This window comes from Maribacter polysaccharolyticus (genome assembly GCF_028882255.1).
Lineage (GTDB): Bacteria > Bacteroidota > Bacteroidia > Flavobacteriales > Flavobacteriaceae > Maribacter_A > Maribacter_A polysaccharolyticus.
This window is the reverse complement of record NZ_JARBUY010000001.1, coordinates 1,274,217-1,290,180: the sequence shown is the minus strand read 5'-3', so window position 1 is coordinate 1,290,180 and position 15,964 is coordinate 1,274,217. Positions and strand designations below refer to the sequence as shown.

General features: G+C 41.3%; 18 protein-coding genes. 14 read left to right on the top strand and 4 right to left on the bottom strand.

Features of this window, described 5'->3' with window-relative positions; translation table 11 throughout:
* Positions 1-15: 15 nt before the first annotated feature.
* The gene (locus PHU20_RS05500) at positions 16-516 is read left to right on the top strand and encodes a hypothetical protein (protein ID WP_274824338.1); all 501 of its coding nucleotides are present in this window, start codon (positions 16-18) and stop codon (positions 514-516) included.
* 180 nt (positions 517-696) lie between these two features.
* Here the strand turns inward: PHU20_RS05500 and PHU20_RS05495 are convergent, their stop codons facing one another.
* A complete protein-coding gene (locus PHU20_RS05495) occupies positions 697-1,053 on the bottom strand; it encodes a winged helix-turn-helix transcriptional regulator (RefSeq protein ID WP_420828667.1) in 357 nt (118 codons plus the stop codon).
* Positions 1,054-1,151: 98 nt separating this feature from the next.
* Between PHU20_RS05495 and PHU20_RS05490 the strand changes: the two genes are divergently transcribed.
* The 4 genes from PHU20_RS05490 to PHU20_RS05475 all read left to right on the top strand — a co-directional run bounded on the left by PHU20_RS05490 (position 1,152) and on the right by PHU20_RS05475 (position 4,181).
* Positions 1,152-2,138, top strand: a complete 987-nt coding sequence (locus PHU20_RS05490) for a zinc-dependent alcohol dehydrogenase family protein (protein ID WP_274824337.1) — start codon at positions 1,152-1,154, stop codon at positions 2,136-2,138.
* 12 nt (positions 2,139-2,150) lie between these two features.
* The gene (locus PHU20_RS05485) at positions 2,151-3,011 is read left to right on the top strand and encodes a DUF4437 domain-containing protein (protein WP_274824336.1); all 861 of its coding nucleotides are present in this window, start codon (positions 2,151-2,153) and stop codon (positions 3,009-3,011) included.
* Positions 3,008-3,808 (top strand): SDR family NAD(P)-dependent oxidoreductase, encoded by an 801-nt coding sequence (locus PHU20_RS05480; RefSeq protein WP_274824335.1) that lies wholly within the window; start codon positions 3,008-3,010, stop codon positions 3,806-3,808. The genes PHU20_RS05485 and PHU20_RS05480 overlap by 4 nt, the downstream gene beginning before the upstream one ends.
* A gap of 106 nt (positions 3,809-3,914) precedes the next feature.
* A complete protein-coding gene (locus tag PHU20_RS05475) occupies positions 3,915-4,181 on the top strand; it encodes a hypothetical protein (protein ID WP_274824334.1) in 267 nt (88 codons plus the stop codon).
* A gap of 169 nt (positions 4,182-4,350) precedes the next feature.
* On the opposite strand, the gene PHU20_RS05470 is transcribed toward PHU20_RS05475, so the two are convergent.
* Positions 4,351-4,806, bottom strand: a complete 456-nt coding sequence (locus PHU20_RS05470) for a YybH family protein (protein WP_274824333.1) — start codon at positions 4,804-4,806, stop codon at positions 4,351-4,353.
* Positions 4,807-4,836: 30 nt separating this feature from the next.
* On the bottom strand, positions 4,837-6,270 hold the full coding sequence (locus PHU20_RS05465; RefSeq protein ID WP_274824332.1) for a serine hydrolase: 1,434 nt from the start codon (positions 6,268-6,270) through the stop codon (positions 4,837-4,839).
* Between the two features lie 198 nt (positions 6,271-6,468).
* Here PHU20_RS05465 and PHU20_RS05460 point away from each other — a divergent pair, with 198 nt between their 5' ends.
* The 4 genes from PHU20_RS05460 (at position 6,469) to PHU20_RS05445 (ending at position 10,537) form a co-directional block, all read left to right on the top strand.
* Positions 6,469-7,500 (top strand): sensor histidine kinase, encoded by a 1,032-nt coding sequence (locus tag PHU20_RS05460; RefSeq protein ID WP_274824331.1) that lies wholly within the window; start codon positions 6,469-6,471, stop codon positions 7,498-7,500.
* Positions 7,497-8,171 carry a LytR/AlgR family response regulator transcription factor gene (locus PHU20_RS05455; protein WP_274824330.1) on the top strand — a complete coding sequence of 225 codons (675 nt, stop codon included), beginning with the start codon at positions 7,497-7,499 and terminating at the stop codon, positions 8,169-8,171. Before PHU20_RS05460 ends, PHU20_RS05455 begins: the two co-directional genes overlap by 4 nt.
* A 338-nt stretch (positions 8,172-8,509) precedes the next feature.
* The gene (locus PHU20_RS05450) at positions 8,510-9,451 is read left to right on the top strand and encodes an aldo/keto reductase (RefSeq protein WP_274824329.1); all 942 of its coding nucleotides are present in this window, start codon (positions 8,510-8,512) and stop codon (positions 9,449-9,451) included.
* Positions 9,452-9,679: 228 nt separating this feature from the next.
* Positions 9,680-10,537, top strand: a complete 858-nt coding sequence (locus PHU20_RS05445; RefSeq protein WP_274824328.1) for a hypothetical protein — start codon at positions 9,680-9,682, stop codon at positions 10,535-10,537.
* Positions 10,538-10,617: 80 nt separating this feature from the next.
* Here PHU20_RS05445 and PHU20_RS05440 read toward each other — a convergent pair whose 3' ends face one another.
* Entirely contained in the window at positions 10,618-11,052 is a 435-nt protein-coding gene (locus PHU20_RS05440) for a cupin domain-containing protein (protein WP_274824327.1), read from the bottom strand.
* 72 nt (positions 11,053-11,124) lie between these two features.
* Here PHU20_RS05440 and PHU20_RS05435 point away from each other — a divergent pair, with 72 nt between their 5' ends.
* The 5 genes from PHU20_RS05435 to PHU20_RS05415 all read left to right on the top strand — a co-directional run bounded on the left by PHU20_RS05435 (position 11,125) and on the right by PHU20_RS05415 (position 15,891).
* Entirely contained in the window at positions 11,125-11,721 is a 597-nt protein-coding gene (locus PHU20_RS05435; RefSeq protein WP_274824326.1) for a TetR/AcrR family transcriptional regulator, read from the top strand.
* 155 nt (positions 11,722-11,876) lie between these two features.
* Complete coding sequence (locus tag PHU20_RS05430) at positions 11,877-12,989, top strand: serine hydrolase domain-containing protein (protein ID WP_274824325.1); 1,113 nt, start codon at positions 11,877-11,879, stop codon at positions 12,987-12,989.
* 183 nt (positions 12,990-13,172) lie between these two features.
* On the top strand, positions 13,173-13,730 hold the full coding sequence (locus PHU20_RS05425; RefSeq protein WP_274824324.1) for a hypothetical protein: 558 nt from the start codon (positions 13,173-13,175) through the stop codon (positions 13,728-13,730).
* Positions 13,731-13,787: 57 nt separating this feature from the next.
* Complete coding sequence (gene corA, locus PHU20_RS05420; RefSeq protein ID WP_274824323.1) at positions 13,788-14,852, top strand: magnesium/cobalt transporter CorA; 1,065 nt, start codon at positions 13,788-13,790, stop codon at positions 14,850-14,852.
* A gap of 235 nt (positions 14,853-15,087) precedes the next feature.
* Positions 15,088-15,891, top strand: a complete 804-nt coding sequence (locus PHU20_RS05415; protein ID WP_274824322.1) for a helix-turn-helix domain-containing protein — start codon at positions 15,088-15,090, stop codon at positions 15,889-15,891.
* Positions 15,892-15,964: the final 73 nt, after the last annotated feature.

The following is a 15,964-nucleotide window of genomic DNA, read 5'->3' as shown; positions in this document are numbered from 1 at the left end:
AAAATGAAGGAAATCATGAAATATTTAATCGTGCTGTTTTTATTATTTCCAATCGGACAAAAAGCGCAAGAAAATCCATTGACAATTTTCAAACCCTTGGAAAATCATATCTGGAAGGCTGAAGGAAAATGGGGAGACGGAAGCACATTCAAGCAAGAGATAAGCTTGGAGTTTTTATTGGAAAACAAGATGGTCAAGGTAGAATCCTATGGATTCACAAATATGGAACAGACTGAATTTGGTTTAAGAAACCACGGAATCCGACAATACGATGCAAAATCAAAAAAAGTGCGATTTTGGGAATTCGATGTTTTTGGCAATGTTACAGAAGGAACGGTGGTTAAGGAAGGGAAAAATATAATTTATAGCTATGACTATGAAGGAACGTTTGTGACTGAAATGTGGCATTATAAAAATGAATTGACATACGGTTTTATTGTAGGTATTTATGAAAACGGTGAATGGAAACAAAAGTTTCTGGAAACTGAATTTGTTGGTACGCCCAAAACGGAGTAACTAGCCTGACAACCATCCATAACCGGGAACGATGGGGGTAATTAGGTACGTAAAAGAGTTTGTCAATAGCCGATGCTCCCGTAAATTGATAATGGCAACTGAACCTTTCGGAATAAATTCGAATGTAGATTTAAACCGCCCTTCTTGGAGTGCTAGATCTGTTGGAAAATGGAAAAATAGCTACTTCGAATAACTTTCCACTACATAATCACCCCAATCTGCAATAGCTTGAATTAACGGAATTAACGTTTTTCCGAAATCAGTCAATGAATATTCTACCTTCAATGGAGGTTTTGAGGTATATACCTTTCTGTTTATCAAACCATCTTCTTCCAAGGCCTTAAGTTGCAAGCTCAATGTTCTTTCGGTTACGGTAGGCATCGATTTTCGTAATTCGTTATACCTGAGCTTTTCATTCATGAGGTGATAAAGAATAACCGTTTTCCATTTCCCACCAATGATCCCCATTGTTAAACTTGCACAACAAGGGTATTCATTTCCCCTGAATTTGAGCATTTTTGGTTCCGCTGTTTCCATAAAATTCATACTATCGTTTTTGACCGTTATTGCAAAGGTAAATAACTATAATTAAGTTTGTAACTATAAAAATTATAGTAACATAAATAATAGAGGATATGAAGGCAATGCTTTTAAAGGAATACGGGGAAAAATCGAAATTCGAACCTGCACAGGTAAAAAAACCATTTGTAAAGGAAAACCAGGTGCTTGTTAAAATTTCGGCATCCAGTGTGAATACCGTTGATACGATGATTAGGAATATGGGTGAAGATTTACCTTTCTCGCCTGATACGCCGGCCATATTGGGAATGGATTTTGCCGGGACCATTGAAGAAATCGGCAAGGATGTAACGGGTTTTACCGTCGGGGATGAGGTTTATGGCTGTGCCGGTGGTTTGGCTGATTTGCAAGGAACCTTAGCGGAATACATAGCTGCTGATGAAAGATTAGTTGCGCGCAAGCCAAAGAACCTTACCATGCGGGAAGCCGCTGCGCTACCCTTAGTGGGAATTACCGCTTATGAGGGATTGATACGGGCGAATGTGCAAATGGGTCAAAAGGTATTGGTACACGGTGGTGCTGGTGGTGTTGGTCACGTTGCAGTTCAATTGGCCAAACATCTTGGTGCCAACGTTTTTTCAACCGGGGCTGGTGAAAGAAAAAAGGAGATCATAGAAAGTTATGGTGCCACTTTTATTGACTATAAAAAGGAAGCAGTTCAGGACTATGTAAATAAACATACCAACGATGTCGGATTTGATGTTGTGTATGATACGGTAGGCGGTAAGAATTTGTTGAATTCTTTTGAAGCTGCTGCTTTGAATGGCCATGTTTCCACAACGGTGTCATTGTTGGAACTGGATTTAAGTCCCGTGCATTTCAAAGGATTGTCCCTTCACGTGGTATTTATGCTTATCCAAATGCTTCACGATTTTCAAAGGGAAAAACATGGCGAAATTTTAAACGAGCTTACCAATATAATCGAAACAGGAGCTTTAAAGCCTTTACTTGACGAAGAGGAATTCGTATTGGAAAATGTGGGTGGGGCCTATGCACGCCTTGAAAGTGGAAAGGCATTGGGCAAAGTAGTCGTTGAAAATTAAAAAACTTCCCTAATGGATTTAAGATTATTGTACGTATCACTTGCAATGACACTGATGCTTTCGGTCTCGTGTAATGATAGGCGGATAAAAACCGAAAACAAAATATCGGAACAGCTTGAAAAACCGACAAATAAAGTGGTGTTGAGTTCTGAAGTGAAGTGGGAAAAGCTGAATCCTGCAGGAGGGGATCAAAGTCCGTTGGCAGGAACTATTTGGGGCGATAGAAACGGAATCGAGGCGACAGGGTTTTTAGTAAGATTCGCCGATGGTTTTTCTTCCCCACCGCATATCCATAATATAACCTATAGGGCTGTTGTCATAAGTGGGGCAATACATAATGATGACCCACAAGCGGAAAAAATGTGGATGAAACCGGGTAGTTTTTGGACTCAACCATTAGGCGAGTCACATATTACGGCTTCGAAAGGGGAAAGTATGGCACTGGTGGAAATTGATAATGGTCCATATCTGGTCAAGCCGATCAATAAGGCTTTTGATAATGGGGAAAGACCTTTGAATATTGATGTTTCAAATGTCGTTTGGCTAAATAAGGACCAGTCTAACTGGCTGGGCCAAAAGGGTAACCCTGAAATAAGTTTTCTTTGGGAAAGTAAAGGGTATAAAGGGCTATTCGTTAAATTGCCAAAAGGGTTTAACGGTACAATGGAATCAAACGGAACTGTTTTGCATTCCGTTGTAATACAAGGGGAATTACATTATGAAATGCCCAATGGTGAAGCGTTGAAAGTGTTGGATAGTGGAAGCTATTTTGGTGCAACCCATAAGACGATCCATAACATTTCCAATAGTTCGGCCGAAGCGGTTGTTGTTTACATCCGAACCAATGGTGATGTCAAAATCAATGAAATATGAAAACCATTTTAATAACGGGAAGTACAGATGGCATCGGTAAATTAACTGCCATTGAATTAGCGAAAAAAGGTTGCCAAATGCTATTGCACGGAAGAAATGGTGCAAAACTTGAGCAAACCATTGCCGAAGTCAAATCCCTATCAAATAATTATGGCATAAATGGCTTTGTATCGGATTTGTCCGATTTCAGTAGCATCCGCAGCATGGTAGCTGACCTGGCCAATACGAATTCCAAAATTGATGTTCTGATAAACAATGCAGGGGTTTACAAGAGTGAAATCCAACGCAATCAAGATGATTTGGATATGCGATTTGTTGTCAATTATTTCGCCCCTTATATGCTGACCAATGGATTGACCCCACTATTAATGAACAGCAGTGCACCACGTGTTATTAATTTAAGTTCGGCAGCACAGGAAGCAGTTTCCCTTAAAGCCTTAAAGGGTAACGAATCGATCTCAACCCAAAGTGCATATGCCCAAAGTAAATTGGCATTGACCATGTGGAGTTTTGATTTTGCCGAAAACAACCCGGAGATAATTACAATAGCAGTAAATCCCGGTTCCTTGCTCAATACGAAAATGGTTCAAGATGCTTTTGGACAACATTGGGCTTCGGCAGATAAGGGCGCTGCTATTTTATATGATCTGGCCATATCGGAAAAGTACGCGAACTGTAGTGGTAAATACTTTGACAATGATAAAGGCTCTTTCAATACTGCCCATTCCGATGCTTATGTCCATGGGAAGATTACAGGATTGATTTCTGAAACTGAAAAAATTTTAAAGGGTAAATGAGTGTTTTCAGCACAATGGCAACCCAAAATAAATTGACTCTCGAATAGGTGTTTCCACTGGAAGCCTATAGCGGTTCGATGGCAAAAAACGGAAAACCGGGAACCTCTTGCCAAACGGGCAGGGGCATGGACTTATTTGGAACGTTTTGGCTTTAAAATACCCTGCTTTCATCATTCCTGAAAATAATAGTAAGGAGCCTTTAAAAGCTTTTCATGTACGACCCATGGATAATCTTATCAATAAGTTGAAAATGGAATCGCCGGAAGCGGAAAGTTATGAGTTGCATTATCCGGAGTCCGATGAGGGAAGCCACCGTCGATTCACCTGCCTCTATGGGGGGAGTTTTACGATGGATCCTGACAAAATAGATTGAATTTTACCAACCATCCCATGGAGTGTATCCCCCCGGATTGGTCAACCAACGAAAAACGGTTGGCCATTGCGGTAGAAAAAACGGGGCTGTGATAGTTGGAAAACCATTTCACAGCAGGTCGGCGTATGCAATTGCCAATTCCTTGTTCAAAAACAAATTTCCCTTTTCCTTAATTATTTACCCTATTCCATGCATCTGCATGGATTTTCCAATCCCCATCCTCCTTTTTCCAAACGATAAGGTATTTTCCGTTAAAGTCGACCATGTCGCCATTTCGTTTGATCGTAGTACCTTCATAATATCCGATGTCATAGGCCCAATCGGCTATGACGGTTATTTCGGTTGGTGTGATTTTGTGGTACGGCACCCGGATTCCCTCTGGTACTATCCACCGTTGCTTGATGGCTTCACGCCCTTTGATGATAGGTGCCCCAGGGGGAAGTATCACCCCTTCTTTACAATAGGCGTTCGCCAAGGCATCGTAATCGCCCGAGGTATAAGATTCAGAGAACAGCTCAATGTTTTGGAGGATTTTATCGATTTCCTCCCGATCCCCATTATACGTTTGGGAAAACGCAATGTTCATAAAAAAGATCAACCCTAAGGTAACTATGGATTTGGCCATTATGGATCGTTTTATTTCGGTTAAGACTTTTTATTGATTCTCCAATACTTCCACCGCTTGCCGTGCCGAAGGAATATCCGGGTTGATTTCCAAGGCCTTTTTGTAAGCCGATAATGCAGCTTTTTTATCCCCTTTTTTCATTAATGCCTCCCCATAACTGTCCCATGTATTCCCTACTTCCGGGAACAATTCCGTATTCAGTTTCAACAGGTCTAGGGCAGTATCCACATCCTCTTTGCCGTAAAGATACGCATAACCCAAATCATTCAAGATCATATCCTTGGGGTCAGCCGGGTGATAGTTTGTGGTTAAATCCTTGAAATTGGCTTTTACGAATTCGGCCCCTTTTTCTTCATAGGCCTTTCGAACTTGCTGTAGGGCCGGCAATTTTGGTTCGTCAGGTTCTTGTCCCCTGATAATTTGGAGTATTCCCAACCCCAAATGCTCTGCAACGGGTTCGTCCATATTGGCGAATACGATTATCGATCGATCATCACTCAATACCTGAAGGAATGCCGTATTGAATCCCTCAAATCCTCCTGCCATTATAGGTGCTTTTCCTTTTGGCAATTCACGGATCATTTGAAAGAAAGGGTCCTTGGATTTCGCCTTTGTATCCAGTAACAGGTTGTCATAATAATACGATCGGTAGAATTTCAATATGTCGCTTGTTGTGGACAAAAAGCCGCCATCAGGATTGGGCAAGTCCTGCATCGTTTCGTTTTTCTCCAAAACCCCCAGGGGGGAATACAGATACCCGTAGGCTACCCGATCTTTGAAGCGTTCCAAGTTTTCGACATAGGTGTTTTTTAGTCCCAAGGGATCAATGATCCTCTGCTTTACATGGTCGAAATAGCTTGTCCCAGAGGCTTTTTCGATGATGGCCCCTAAGAGCACAAAGCCCGTATTGGAGTATTCATTTTCTTCCCCGGGAGGAAACAGCAATCGATCGTCTTTGGACCTTTCCACTATTTTATCCAAGGTCTTTTCGTTTTTGGGCAAATCGAAATAACCGTTGCGATGATAATCGCCAAAACCGGATTCGTGTTCTAAAAGGTGTTTCACAGTGACTTTAGAGACCATCGGATCTTTAAATCCGTCTATGAAATCCACCAATTTATCGGAATACTTCAGTTTGCCTTCCTCTATCAATTGCTTGACAACGATAGCCGTAAACGTTTTATTCATAGAACCGATATCAAAAAGGGTATTTACGGTATTGGGAACATTCTTTTCCCTATCGGCCAACCCAAATGCCTTGTGGTAGATCGGGTTTCCTTCCTCCGCTATCAGGACCACCCCGGAAAAGATGTCCAGATCCATATACGCTTTTACCAAGGCGTCGGTTTTCGTGCCGATCTCTTGTTTGTTCAGGGAGTTTGACGGGTTATCCTGGGCATGGGAGACCACGGTTATGAAGGGCGTGGTCAAAATTGTCATCAGTATCAAAAGGTATGTTTTCATCGTGATGGTTTTTAGTGAACGTTAGAACAAGTATAGCTATTTTGGAAGCGACCCTTTTCAGAAAGTGATGAAAGCGCTATTCAAGGGGATGTCCTGGTCGTCTTTTGTGATATGGATTAAAACACCCGTTTGGTCACGAAAAAGGAGGCACTCGTAACAATCCTTCATTGGGCACGGATCAATTCGTATCTTTATTTGATGAAAAAATTGGGGCTGGAAATAATCGTACATCTTCTCTTTTGGCTCAGTACGGCCTGGCTGATTACCTCCGGTTTTTCGATTCAAGCCCAGGAAATCGAATTGGTCGACGGCATTGAAACCGTGCATATTGTCAGAAATAGGGACTGGGTGCTACAGTTGGTCACATGTATTGTGGCGTCCTGTATCGCTTTTTATGGCAACGCCGGATTGATCATTACGGCCAACCGGAATAAAAGAGGAAGGAAATCGATCCTGGGTTCCATATCGATTTTCGGAATCCTCGTATTCCTGACCTATGTACTGACCGAATATACCATTTTCGACGATTCGCTACCCATTCCGAGGGAAATCGCTTTTGGGATCGCTATTTTTTATTTTGCGATTTCGATTGCCTACGGCTTGGTCAAATCCTCGATATTCAACGAACGGCGGCAACAGCAGTTGATCGTCGATAAGGACCGGGCCGAACTATCATTGTTGCGCAACCAATTGCAACCCCATTTTTTGTTCAATGCTTTGAATAATTTACTGTCGATGGTGCATCCTACCGACAACCCCAAACTGATGGATTCGATTGAGCGACTTTCCCAACTTTTGCGTTTTGTGATCGAGGGGAGTAAAGCGGAAAAAATAAGTATGGAAAAAGAAATCACCTTCCTTGAAAATTACATCGAACTGCAAATGTTACGGTTCAATGAAGGGGAGGTCGATGTCGCATTCCATATCACCGGTGACCATAGGAGGCAGGTGGTAGAATCGGGATTGTTCATCCCATTTGTTGAAAACGCCTTTAAATATGGTACAGAACCTGAAAATCGGGCAAGGATCGAAATTCACTTCGACCTGTCCCAAGCCCATACCGTTGGCTTTACCATTAAGAACAAGGTGTTACTGCATAATCCCAACGGTATTGGAACGGGCATTGCAGTGACCCAAAAGCGACTGGGATTGATGTATCCCGACAAACATGAATTGACCCTAAGTAAAACGGGCGATTTTATCGTTCAACTAACCATTCAGACCCAATGAGAACAATTATCGTAGACGATGAGCCAAAAGCCATAGAACTGCTGAAGAATTATTTACGGCATTTTAGCAGTATCGAAGTATTGGCTACGTTTAGAAATGGATTAAAGGCATTTGAATTCATGACAAAGGAGCCCGTGGATTTGGTTTTTTTGGATATCAATATGCCGCACATCTCGGGTATCTCACTTTCAAGGATGCTACCTGAAAACGTAAAGGTGGTTTTTACGACGGCCTATTCGGAATTTGCCGTGGAGAGCTATGAAATACAGGCCGTGGATTATCTCCTAAAACCCATTAGTCTGGAGCGGTTTACAAAAGCGATGAGTAGGATCTTACCGGATTCCCAACCCCTTGTCTCGACCGAAAAAAATATAATTTTGGTTAAAAGCGGGTTTGAAACCTTTAGGTTGGAAAAGGCTTCCATTCTGTATTTGGAAAAAGATGGGAATTATATGAACTATCATTGTCGAGATCAAAAAATAATGACGCGTGAAACCATTCGGGAAGCTTTGGTAAAATTGCCCAAGAACTTTGTACGCATACATAAATCCTATATTGTGAACACGGAAAAAATCATAAGTTTCGACGCTAACGAATTGAACATGGGAATACAAAGAATACCCATAAGTGACACCTATAGGAACAGTTTGTTCGAGCTATTGAAAAATTAAAGACAGTCGCCAACTTTTTGTATAGGTAAAAGTGGTAAAAGTATTGGTTTTCAGTAGTTTGGTCGTGAAATGGTTTTTGTGTAAATAGAGAGGGGCATGCCATGTGCCTGTTTCCCTATGGGTTTTGAGGGTTAACATTCAATCCAGCCTATTTACCGGGAGAGGAATCCCGTTCCAAGGGTTTTATTTGCCATGGTTTTAGGTAGGGGGCAAGGGGGCAAGGGGGCCGAGGAGTGCTTGGATAAAGGGGGGAACCGACTATTTTTAATGGCATTCTGATTTCAATGCTCGGGTCGATTCATTAACTTCGTTGGGGAAACATATACTATTGGTTTGACATGAAATATAATAGATTTATTAAGGAAGCCCCCATGGTTTCGGAGATCGGTTTTGGAGCTTGGCAACTTGGGGTAAATTCGGGCTGGAAAGGGCTTACGGAGAAAGAGGTCAATGAAATGATCCAAAAAGCATTGGAGCTAGGGATGAATTTTTTTGACACCGCCCCTAATTACGGAAACGGAACAAGTGAATCACGACTCGGAAAAGCACTGAAGCAAATCGACAGAAGTAACATTGTCATCAATACAAAATTCGGTCATACCGATACGGGCAAGACGAATTATAATTCCAATTATATCCGCGAATCCTTGGAAGGAAGTTTAAAGCGGTTACAAGTGGATTATGTTGACTCTTTGATCATTCATAATCCGCCTTTTGAATATATTGATGGTAACAAGAACGATCACTATGAAATCCTTGAACGTTTAAAGGAGGAAGGAAAAATAAAGGCCTATGGCGCCTCATTGGATACATACAAAGAGATGAAACTCTTTATGGAAACCACCAACTGTGAGGTCATTGAGGCTTTCTTCAATATCCTGCACCAAGATGCCTCAAGGGCCTTTGGTATGGCCCAGGAGAAGGGAGTGGGTATTATTGCCAAGATCCCTCTTGATTCAGGATGGCTTTCAGGAAGATATAATGAGAATAGTGTATTTAACGGTATAAGGACCCGTTGGTCAAAAGATGATATTAAAACGAGAGCGGCTTTGGTAGGCAAAATCAAAAACCTTATTCCGGAAGGGCATGCCCTCGCTCAAATAGCCTTGGCGTTTTGTGTTGCCTATGATGCAGTAGCCACGGTTATCCCGGGTAATGCATCCATAACCCAATTGGAAAGTAATATAGAAAGCGTTAAAAACCCCATTTCGAAAGAACTTGTCGATACGCTGGAGAAATTCTATCAAACCGAAGTAAAGGATTTGAACCTGCCATGGTAAGGTAAATAGTCCCAACAAGGTTATACCCATTGGGGATATATACCTTTTAGCGAAGTTTTAAGGCCTCCTGAAATTAAATTGGGAATATGGATATGACCGACCCAATAAGAGATCCTAAATAAAATCGAAGTCCGTTGCTTTAAAGGAAAATCAGTAACTTAAGAGTCCTATCTGACGGGTCGGCCGGGTTGTCGTAGTACGTCACATTGGGTTATAATCGCATTGAAAGTGGACAAGACGAACAGAAGAACGGCTCTAAAAACCTATACATTGGCCATGCTGGGCTTAGTCATTCCCGGCTTGGCCCTTGCTGAACAGGGTCCTAAGTGGTTTCCGGAATTACCCGAAAACGACAAGGTGCCAGAACACTTTCCCAATATTGCCCCTGAAATTATAGCGGAAGTCGTAGGAAAATCGCATTTCGATTTAGATCGTGTTAGGGAATTAGTGGATAAAAGGCCCGAACTCTCCAGGTCGGTTTGGGAATGGCGTTTTGGGGATTTCGAATCGGCCATAGGAGCGGCTTCACATGTGGGTAGAAGGGATATAGCACTTTACCTGATGGGTAAAGGAGCAAGACCGACCCTTTTTACCTTTGCCATGTTGGGACATCATGGGGTGGTTAAATCGGCCATCGAAGCTTCGCCGGGCATACAGAAAATCACAGGTCCCCATGGTATAAGTTTATTGGATCACGCATATGCGGGCGAACGCATGAAAGCGGATATGACGACCGCCGAAATTGCAGATGTCGAAAAAACCATTGATTATTTAACCATGTTGGGAAATGCAGGAGGGGATAAGTATTTCGATGTTGAACAAGAAGCGCAAAAGAAATATTTAGGCGATTATAGGTATGGAAAAGGTGAAAAAGAAGGCTTTACAATTGGGTTGAATATGCGGAAGCTGCTCTCTTTAGGGCCTATCGGTGAATTTGGGGGTGCTTTATATAAAGTCGGGAACAATAAATTCATCTACAATGGCGCACCTTCGGTGGAAATTTCCTTTCACATCCAAAACGACAAAGTCCTTTCCATGAAAGTTTCAGACCCCGAGGTTATACTGGTGGCAGAGAAAGTATTTTAGGGGAAAACGTACCACTGTTAACTAAGGTCGGAGGTATGGCTTCCTTTTTATAAAACCGTTGTCTATCTGGGGAATTTGATTCAAGCTTTGATGATCATATCAAAATTCACTGCTTTTTCCATTACTTTTTGAATGATATCGGGAGCAACGGATTTTTGTTGGGCATCTTTGGCATCGGCAGGAACGCCCATTTGATCAAAAAATTTCCTAAACCCTTTCGGACTGTGGATATTCACCCATTTACAAGGCGAATCACTTTTGTTACTGAAAGTATGCAAGGTCTTGGGGGGTATGTCAACCGACTCCCCGGCTTTGATGGTTTTGATTTCACCATTGATAAAAAATTCCATTTCCCCTTCCACGATTAAAAAGGACTCTTTAAAAGAATTATGCGTATGGGGCGGTGGACCTTGGACTTTAGGGGGTGTTTCTGCAAACATTAAATCGTAATCCCCGGTAGTGTCATGGGAGGTGACTTTATGACCTAATACCCATTTTGAATTGTTTGTTTCCATGTTATAAGATTTTTGTCTCATAAACTTACGATTTTGTTTTGATTCCTCCAAAGTTTATGGGATATTTGTCTCATGAATAAAGATTACATTCAAACCGGACGCGTAAACCAGAAACTGGAAACAAGGGAACTTATATTGGTAAGTGCCCAGGAATTGTTAAAAAAAGGACGCGATTTCTCCCTTGAGGATGTTGCGAAAAAAGCGGGGATTTCAAGGGCCACCATTTATAGATATTATTCCAACAAGGAAATTCTTGCCGCAGAAGCAGGATTGGATATAACCACCCTAAGTCCGGATGGGGTAATCAAAAGTTTGGAAGGAAAGGGGATTGAAGGGATGATTTTAGGGATCCAAGATTACTTTAATACGTTGGCCATCGATAATGAGAAGGCTTTTCGCAAGTATTTAAGTCTTGTGATCACTTCCGATTCACCCGAATTGAAAAGAGGGGCACGTCGGAAGAAAACTTTGGAGTTGGCACTTGACCATCCGGAATTTACCGCGAAGGAAAAAAAGGATTTAGCGAATTTACTGACCCTTTTAATGGGTATTGAACCCCTTATCGTATCAAAGGATGTTGTTGGACTTAATAATGAAGGGTCCAAAGCATTGTTGAAATGGGGGATACAATTGATACTTAAGGGCTACTTTGGATCCAAAAAACAATAAAATCGATTGGCCAAAGTGTATATGGGGTGGTCTGTCTTGTGCTTTCCTATGGGAAATTGATTGCACTTTTACTATCTTGTTTCCTTAACGGATCAACAGGTTGGGTTTTAAGTAGTGAAACCCTAATTCAAAATCGGCAAGGGGCCATTGCACGTATGAAATATATAGCAGTACTGGGATTGTTATTTATTTTTTCCTGTAAACTGTCGGGAGAAAAAGAGACCGTATCCAATACCGGGGATTGGAGCGATTTGGAAACCCAACTCGATTCATTGTTTGAGAGTAATTTCCAAGCCGACGATCCAGGGGTCGCGGTACTGGTTTCCTATGATGGGCATAAAATATTCGCGAAAGGTTATGGGGTTGGGGATTTGGATGCCCAAAAACCTTTGACCGCTTCATCGAATATGGAGTTGGCTTCGGTAAGTAAACAATTTACGGCCCTGGCCATCTTGAGTCTGGTCGATCGACAAAAACTCTCCTTATCAGACACGCTCTTTAAATTCTTGCCCTACGAGACCTTTAAGAATGTTACCATTCAGGAACTGATCGACCACACATCCGGATTGGACGATGCGGAGGAATATTTTTACGACCATTGGGATACCACAAAAATTGCCACCAATAAGGATGTATTGCATTGGTACCTTGAAAAAAACAAAAAAGTCGGGAGTGCCGATAAGGTTTTTAAGTATAATAACGGGGCCTATGAATTACTTCCCTTGGTCGTTGAAAAGGTAAGTGGGGAAAAGTACCCCGATTATATTCGGCAAAATGTTTTTGGCAAGGCAGGAATGACCAAGACCGTTGCTTACGATTTAAATAATCCCGTTGATATTGAGCAAAGGGCATTCTATTATCACAAGGATAGTTTAGGGGATTGGAAGAAAATGGATGGACATCCACTTACCGGATTATTCGGGGCAGGTGGAATCTATACGAGTTTGAACGATTATTTCAATTACGATAATGCCTTAAGGGAAAAGTCCATTTTTAATGAAAAAGCACATGGCCTGATATTCAAACCAACGTCGAGCGAACTGGTAAATGGGGTGAAAAATGATTATGCAATGGGGTGGTTCGTAACCGATACTTTGGCAGAGCACAGCGGGGGTTGGTTTGGGGTTAATACGTTCACCAGGAGATACCTGAACATGCCATTGACCTTGGCCATTTTTGCCAATAGGGATGATTTTTTCGACAAAGAGCTTATCGATATCACGGATTCCATCGTTAAATCCCAACTTAAAAGGAACAAGGCACGATAATGTACCGGATCTTAAGGATGTTTGACACCTTACCTCATAAAATCCGTTGGCATTTTCGGATTGGTAGTACGGTGTACATTGAAGTAGTGGCCCATCTAACCGATCAAGGCCAGGACCGTTGGGTGTCTTTTCGCCCAACAATGGTGGGTTATGAAAAATAAAACCAAATGATTATATTGGATTATGGTATACTCCAAAAGAAGGCTTTTAGGTTGGATGGGATTCGTGATTTTCGCTTTATTGGTCCCATTTGCTGGTATGCGATTTACCAATGAGATCAACTGGGATTTATCCGACTTCATCATAATGGGAAGTGTATTGGGCGGTATTGGTCTGTTTTATGAAGGGGTTATCCGAAGGTCTCAAAGGATGCGCTTTCGGCTCGCTTGGATGACGGGAATATTGGGGGCATTCCTTTTATTTTGGGTCAATGGTGCTGTAGGAATGATAGGGCATGAAAACCAAGAGGCCAATGTACTCTATCGATCTGTTCTTGCCGTCCTTTTGGTAGGTGCTTTGATTTCAAGATGTAAATCGAAGGGAATGGCGATTACCATGTTCCTGATGGCTATCGTACAAATGGCCGTTCCGGTCACCGCATTGATTATTTGGCCTCCATCGGAAATTTCTTGGGCCCCCAGTGTCTTCGGGGTATTTTTATTAAGTTCTTTTTTTGCGTTCCTCTTCTTTATATCCGGTGTGCTTTTTAAACGATCGCATAGGGGAGAAAAACGTTCGTGATGTAGGGTATTCCCCAAGGGTATGTAAAACCGATAGGTTTAATAAACTAAAAATGATATGACAAGATTCATAAAAAAATCAAAACTGGATATTGGTGCTGCTCCTGATGATTTGATCTTTAGAGGTCAACGAAAACAGGAGGAAGTACTCATACGCGTAATCGATTTTGATGCCAACAACCTTAGGGAGGATGCTGTAGAGGCACTGCATAAAATAAAAGCCTTCCAAAATGAGAAGACGGTTACTTGGATGAATATCGATGGACTTCACAATACCCTGATTTTGGAGGAAATCGCGTCCGTTTTTGACTTTGATAGGCTGGTCATAGCTGAAGTTTTGAATACAGAGGCAAGACCAAGGATAATCGAATTCGATAATTGCACCTTGATAACGATCAAAATGTTACAGCAAGAAAACGATACGGGGATGATCAAGGTTGAAAATCTGAGCCTAATATTGACCAAGGAGGTTTTAATATCATTTCAGGAACGAAAAGGCGATGTTTTTGAACCGGTTCGTGAACGGATACGTAAACAAAAAAAAAGAATCAGGAATGGAGGGACCGATTACCTCACCTTCGCCTTACTGGATATCGTAATAGACAATTACCTGTACGTAGTGAGCATATTGGGGGAAAAAATAGAGAATTTGGAAGAAAACCTACTGTCCGATCCCGATCAGCAAGTAATCAATGAAATCAATAAATATAAACGTGAACTCAATTTCCTGCGCAAAAACATAAAACCCGCCAGGGAAATGATATTTGCCTTGGCAAAACTGGAGACTGACTTTATAGCGGAAAGCACCTATCTGCATTTTAAGGAATTGCAAGACAATATTAGCCAGGCAAGTGATGTGTCCGATAGTTATCGGGAAATTTTATCCGATCAATTGAATATTTATCATACCACCCTCAGTAGTAAGTTGAACGATGTAATGAAATTCCTGACCGTTTTTTCAGTCGTGTTCATTCCCTTGACCTTTATCGCAGGAATTTACGGTACCAATTTCGATAATGTGCCAGAGTTGCATTATAAATATAGTTATCATATCATGTGGGGGGTAATGATCGTAGTGGCCATTGCCATGCTATTGTATTTTAAAAATAAAAAATGGTTGTAATGCCGAAAGCAACAAAGCGCCACAAGTCCTATCGCATTGAAGGGGCTTAGGTATTTGTACGCTAGCCCTTCCCAACAAAGTTGTCTTTCCCACAATCGGGTGTTTTCGGGCTTATTATCTGGGGTACCCCACCAAGCATCGAGTAGGGGATGCCAAGGCTTGTTATCTAAATAAAATTCACTAACTTCTTATCCCGGAACAGGCCGATATTAAGGAACTTTGGTATTTAGATATAATGAAACCCGAAACGATCAACATAGTACAAATCATTAAGGAAACGACCTCTGGACAAAACAGTGATAAATATGCGGTTTGTTGGATAAAAAATGAGGTGGACGGTTTCGAAATTGACCATGTATTATATGAAAATGTTTCGAATTCCATTTTTTTTCTCAGTCCAAAATGTACATGGAAGATAATCAAAAAGGATAGGACGGTCCCCTCCGGTTATATTTTATACTTGGATGATGAGGTTTTAAACAATCCTATATTGAGCAATCTTCACATAAATAAAGTGAGACTCTTCAATTCAGGGGAAATCCCCCTATTTAAATTAAGTCCGGGAATCGAAAAAAGAACACAGGCAATTCTGGAAATGATCGATGAGCTTTTAGGATCCCACCTTAACCATAAAGATGATGCCATACTATCCCTTTTAAATACTTTTTTCGTGTATTGTGACGGACAGTGCAACATTAAATCCATTGTATCAAATAACAATTCCAAAACGAACATCGTCTATAAATTCAAAAAACTGGTAGATAAGCACATACAGGAATATCATGAAGTGGCGGATTATGCCAAACTTCTCAATATTTCCCCCAAATATTTGAATGAATGCGTAAAGGAAGTACTGTTCGTAAGTTCCAAATATATCATAATCGAACAATTGCTTATGCGATCGCGGCATTCATTGAAATTTTCAAACAAATCCATTAAAGAGATCAGTTTTGAATTGGGTTTTTCGACCCCCGATTATTTTAGTTATTTTTTTAAATCCCAAACGGGAATTACGCCTTCTTCATTAAGGAAATCATAAGAGTTCCTATTTTCCAATGTTTTACCGTGGTTTTCACATTTCCTTGCCTATGTCCTTGTGCTATATTGCAATA

Bases quoted from the DNA above. Each gene is read 5' to 3' on its own strand.
- PHU20_RS05500 (WP_274824338.1), top strand. From the start codon at position 16: ATGAAATATTTAATCGTGCTGTTTTTATTATTTCCAATCGGACAAAAA.
- PHU20_RS05495 (WP_420828667.1), bottom strand. From the start codon at position 1,053: ATGGAAACAGCGGAACCAAAAATGCTCAAATTCAGGGGAAATGAATAC.
- PHU20_RS05490 (WP_274824337.1), top strand. From the start codon at position 1,152: ATGAAGGCAATGCTTTTAAAGGAATACGGGGAAAAATCGAAATTCGAA.
- PHU20_RS05485 (WP_274824336.1), top strand. From the start codon at position 2,151: ATGGATTTAAGATTATTGTACGTATCACTTGCAATGACACTGATGCTT.
- PHU20_RS05480 (WP_274824335.1), top strand. From the start codon at position 3,008: ATGAAAACCATTTTAATAACGGGAAGTACAGATGGCATCGGTAAATTA.
- PHU20_RS05470 (WP_274824333.1), bottom strand. From the start codon at position 4,806: ATGGCCAAATCCATAGTTACCTTAGGGTTGATCTTTTTTATGAACATT.
- PHU20_RS05465 (WP_274824332.1), bottom strand. From the start codon at position 6,270: ATGAAAACATACCTTTTGATACTGATGACAATTTTGACCACGCCCTTC.
- PHU20_RS05460 (WP_274824331.1), top strand. From the start codon at position 6,469: ATGAAAAAATTGGGGCTGGAAATAATCGTACATCTTCTCTTTTGGCTC.
- PHU20_RS05455 (WP_274824330.1), top strand. From the start codon at position 7,497: ATGAGAACAATTATCGTAGACGATGAGCCAAAAGCCATAGAACTGCTG.
- PHU20_RS05450 (WP_274824329.1), top strand. From the start codon at position 8,510: ATGAAATATAATAGATTTATTAAGGAAGCCCCCATGGTTTCGGAGATC.
- PHU20_RS05440 (WP_274824327.1), bottom strand. From the start codon at position 11,052: ATGGAAACAAACAATTCAAAATGGGTATTAGGTCATAAAGTCACCTCC.
- PHU20_RS05435 (WP_274824326.1), top strand. From the start codon at position 11,125: ATGAATAAAGATTACATTCAAACCGGACGCGTAAACCAGAAACTGGAA.
- PHU20_RS05430 (WP_274824325.1), top strand. From the start codon at position 11,877: ATGAAATATATAGCAGTACTGGGATTGTTATTTATTTTTTCCTGTAAA.
- PHU20_RS05425 (WP_274824324.1), top strand. From the start codon at position 13,173: ATGGTATACTCCAAAAGAAGGCTTTTAGGTTGGATGGGATTCGTGATT.
- corA (WP_274824323.1), top strand. From the start codon at position 13,788: ATGACAAGATTCATAAAAAAATCAAAACTGGATATTGGTGCTGCTCCT.
- PHU20_RS05415 (WP_274824322.1), top strand. From the start codon at position 15,088: ATGAAACCCGAAACGATCAACATAGTACAAATCATTAAGGAAACGACC.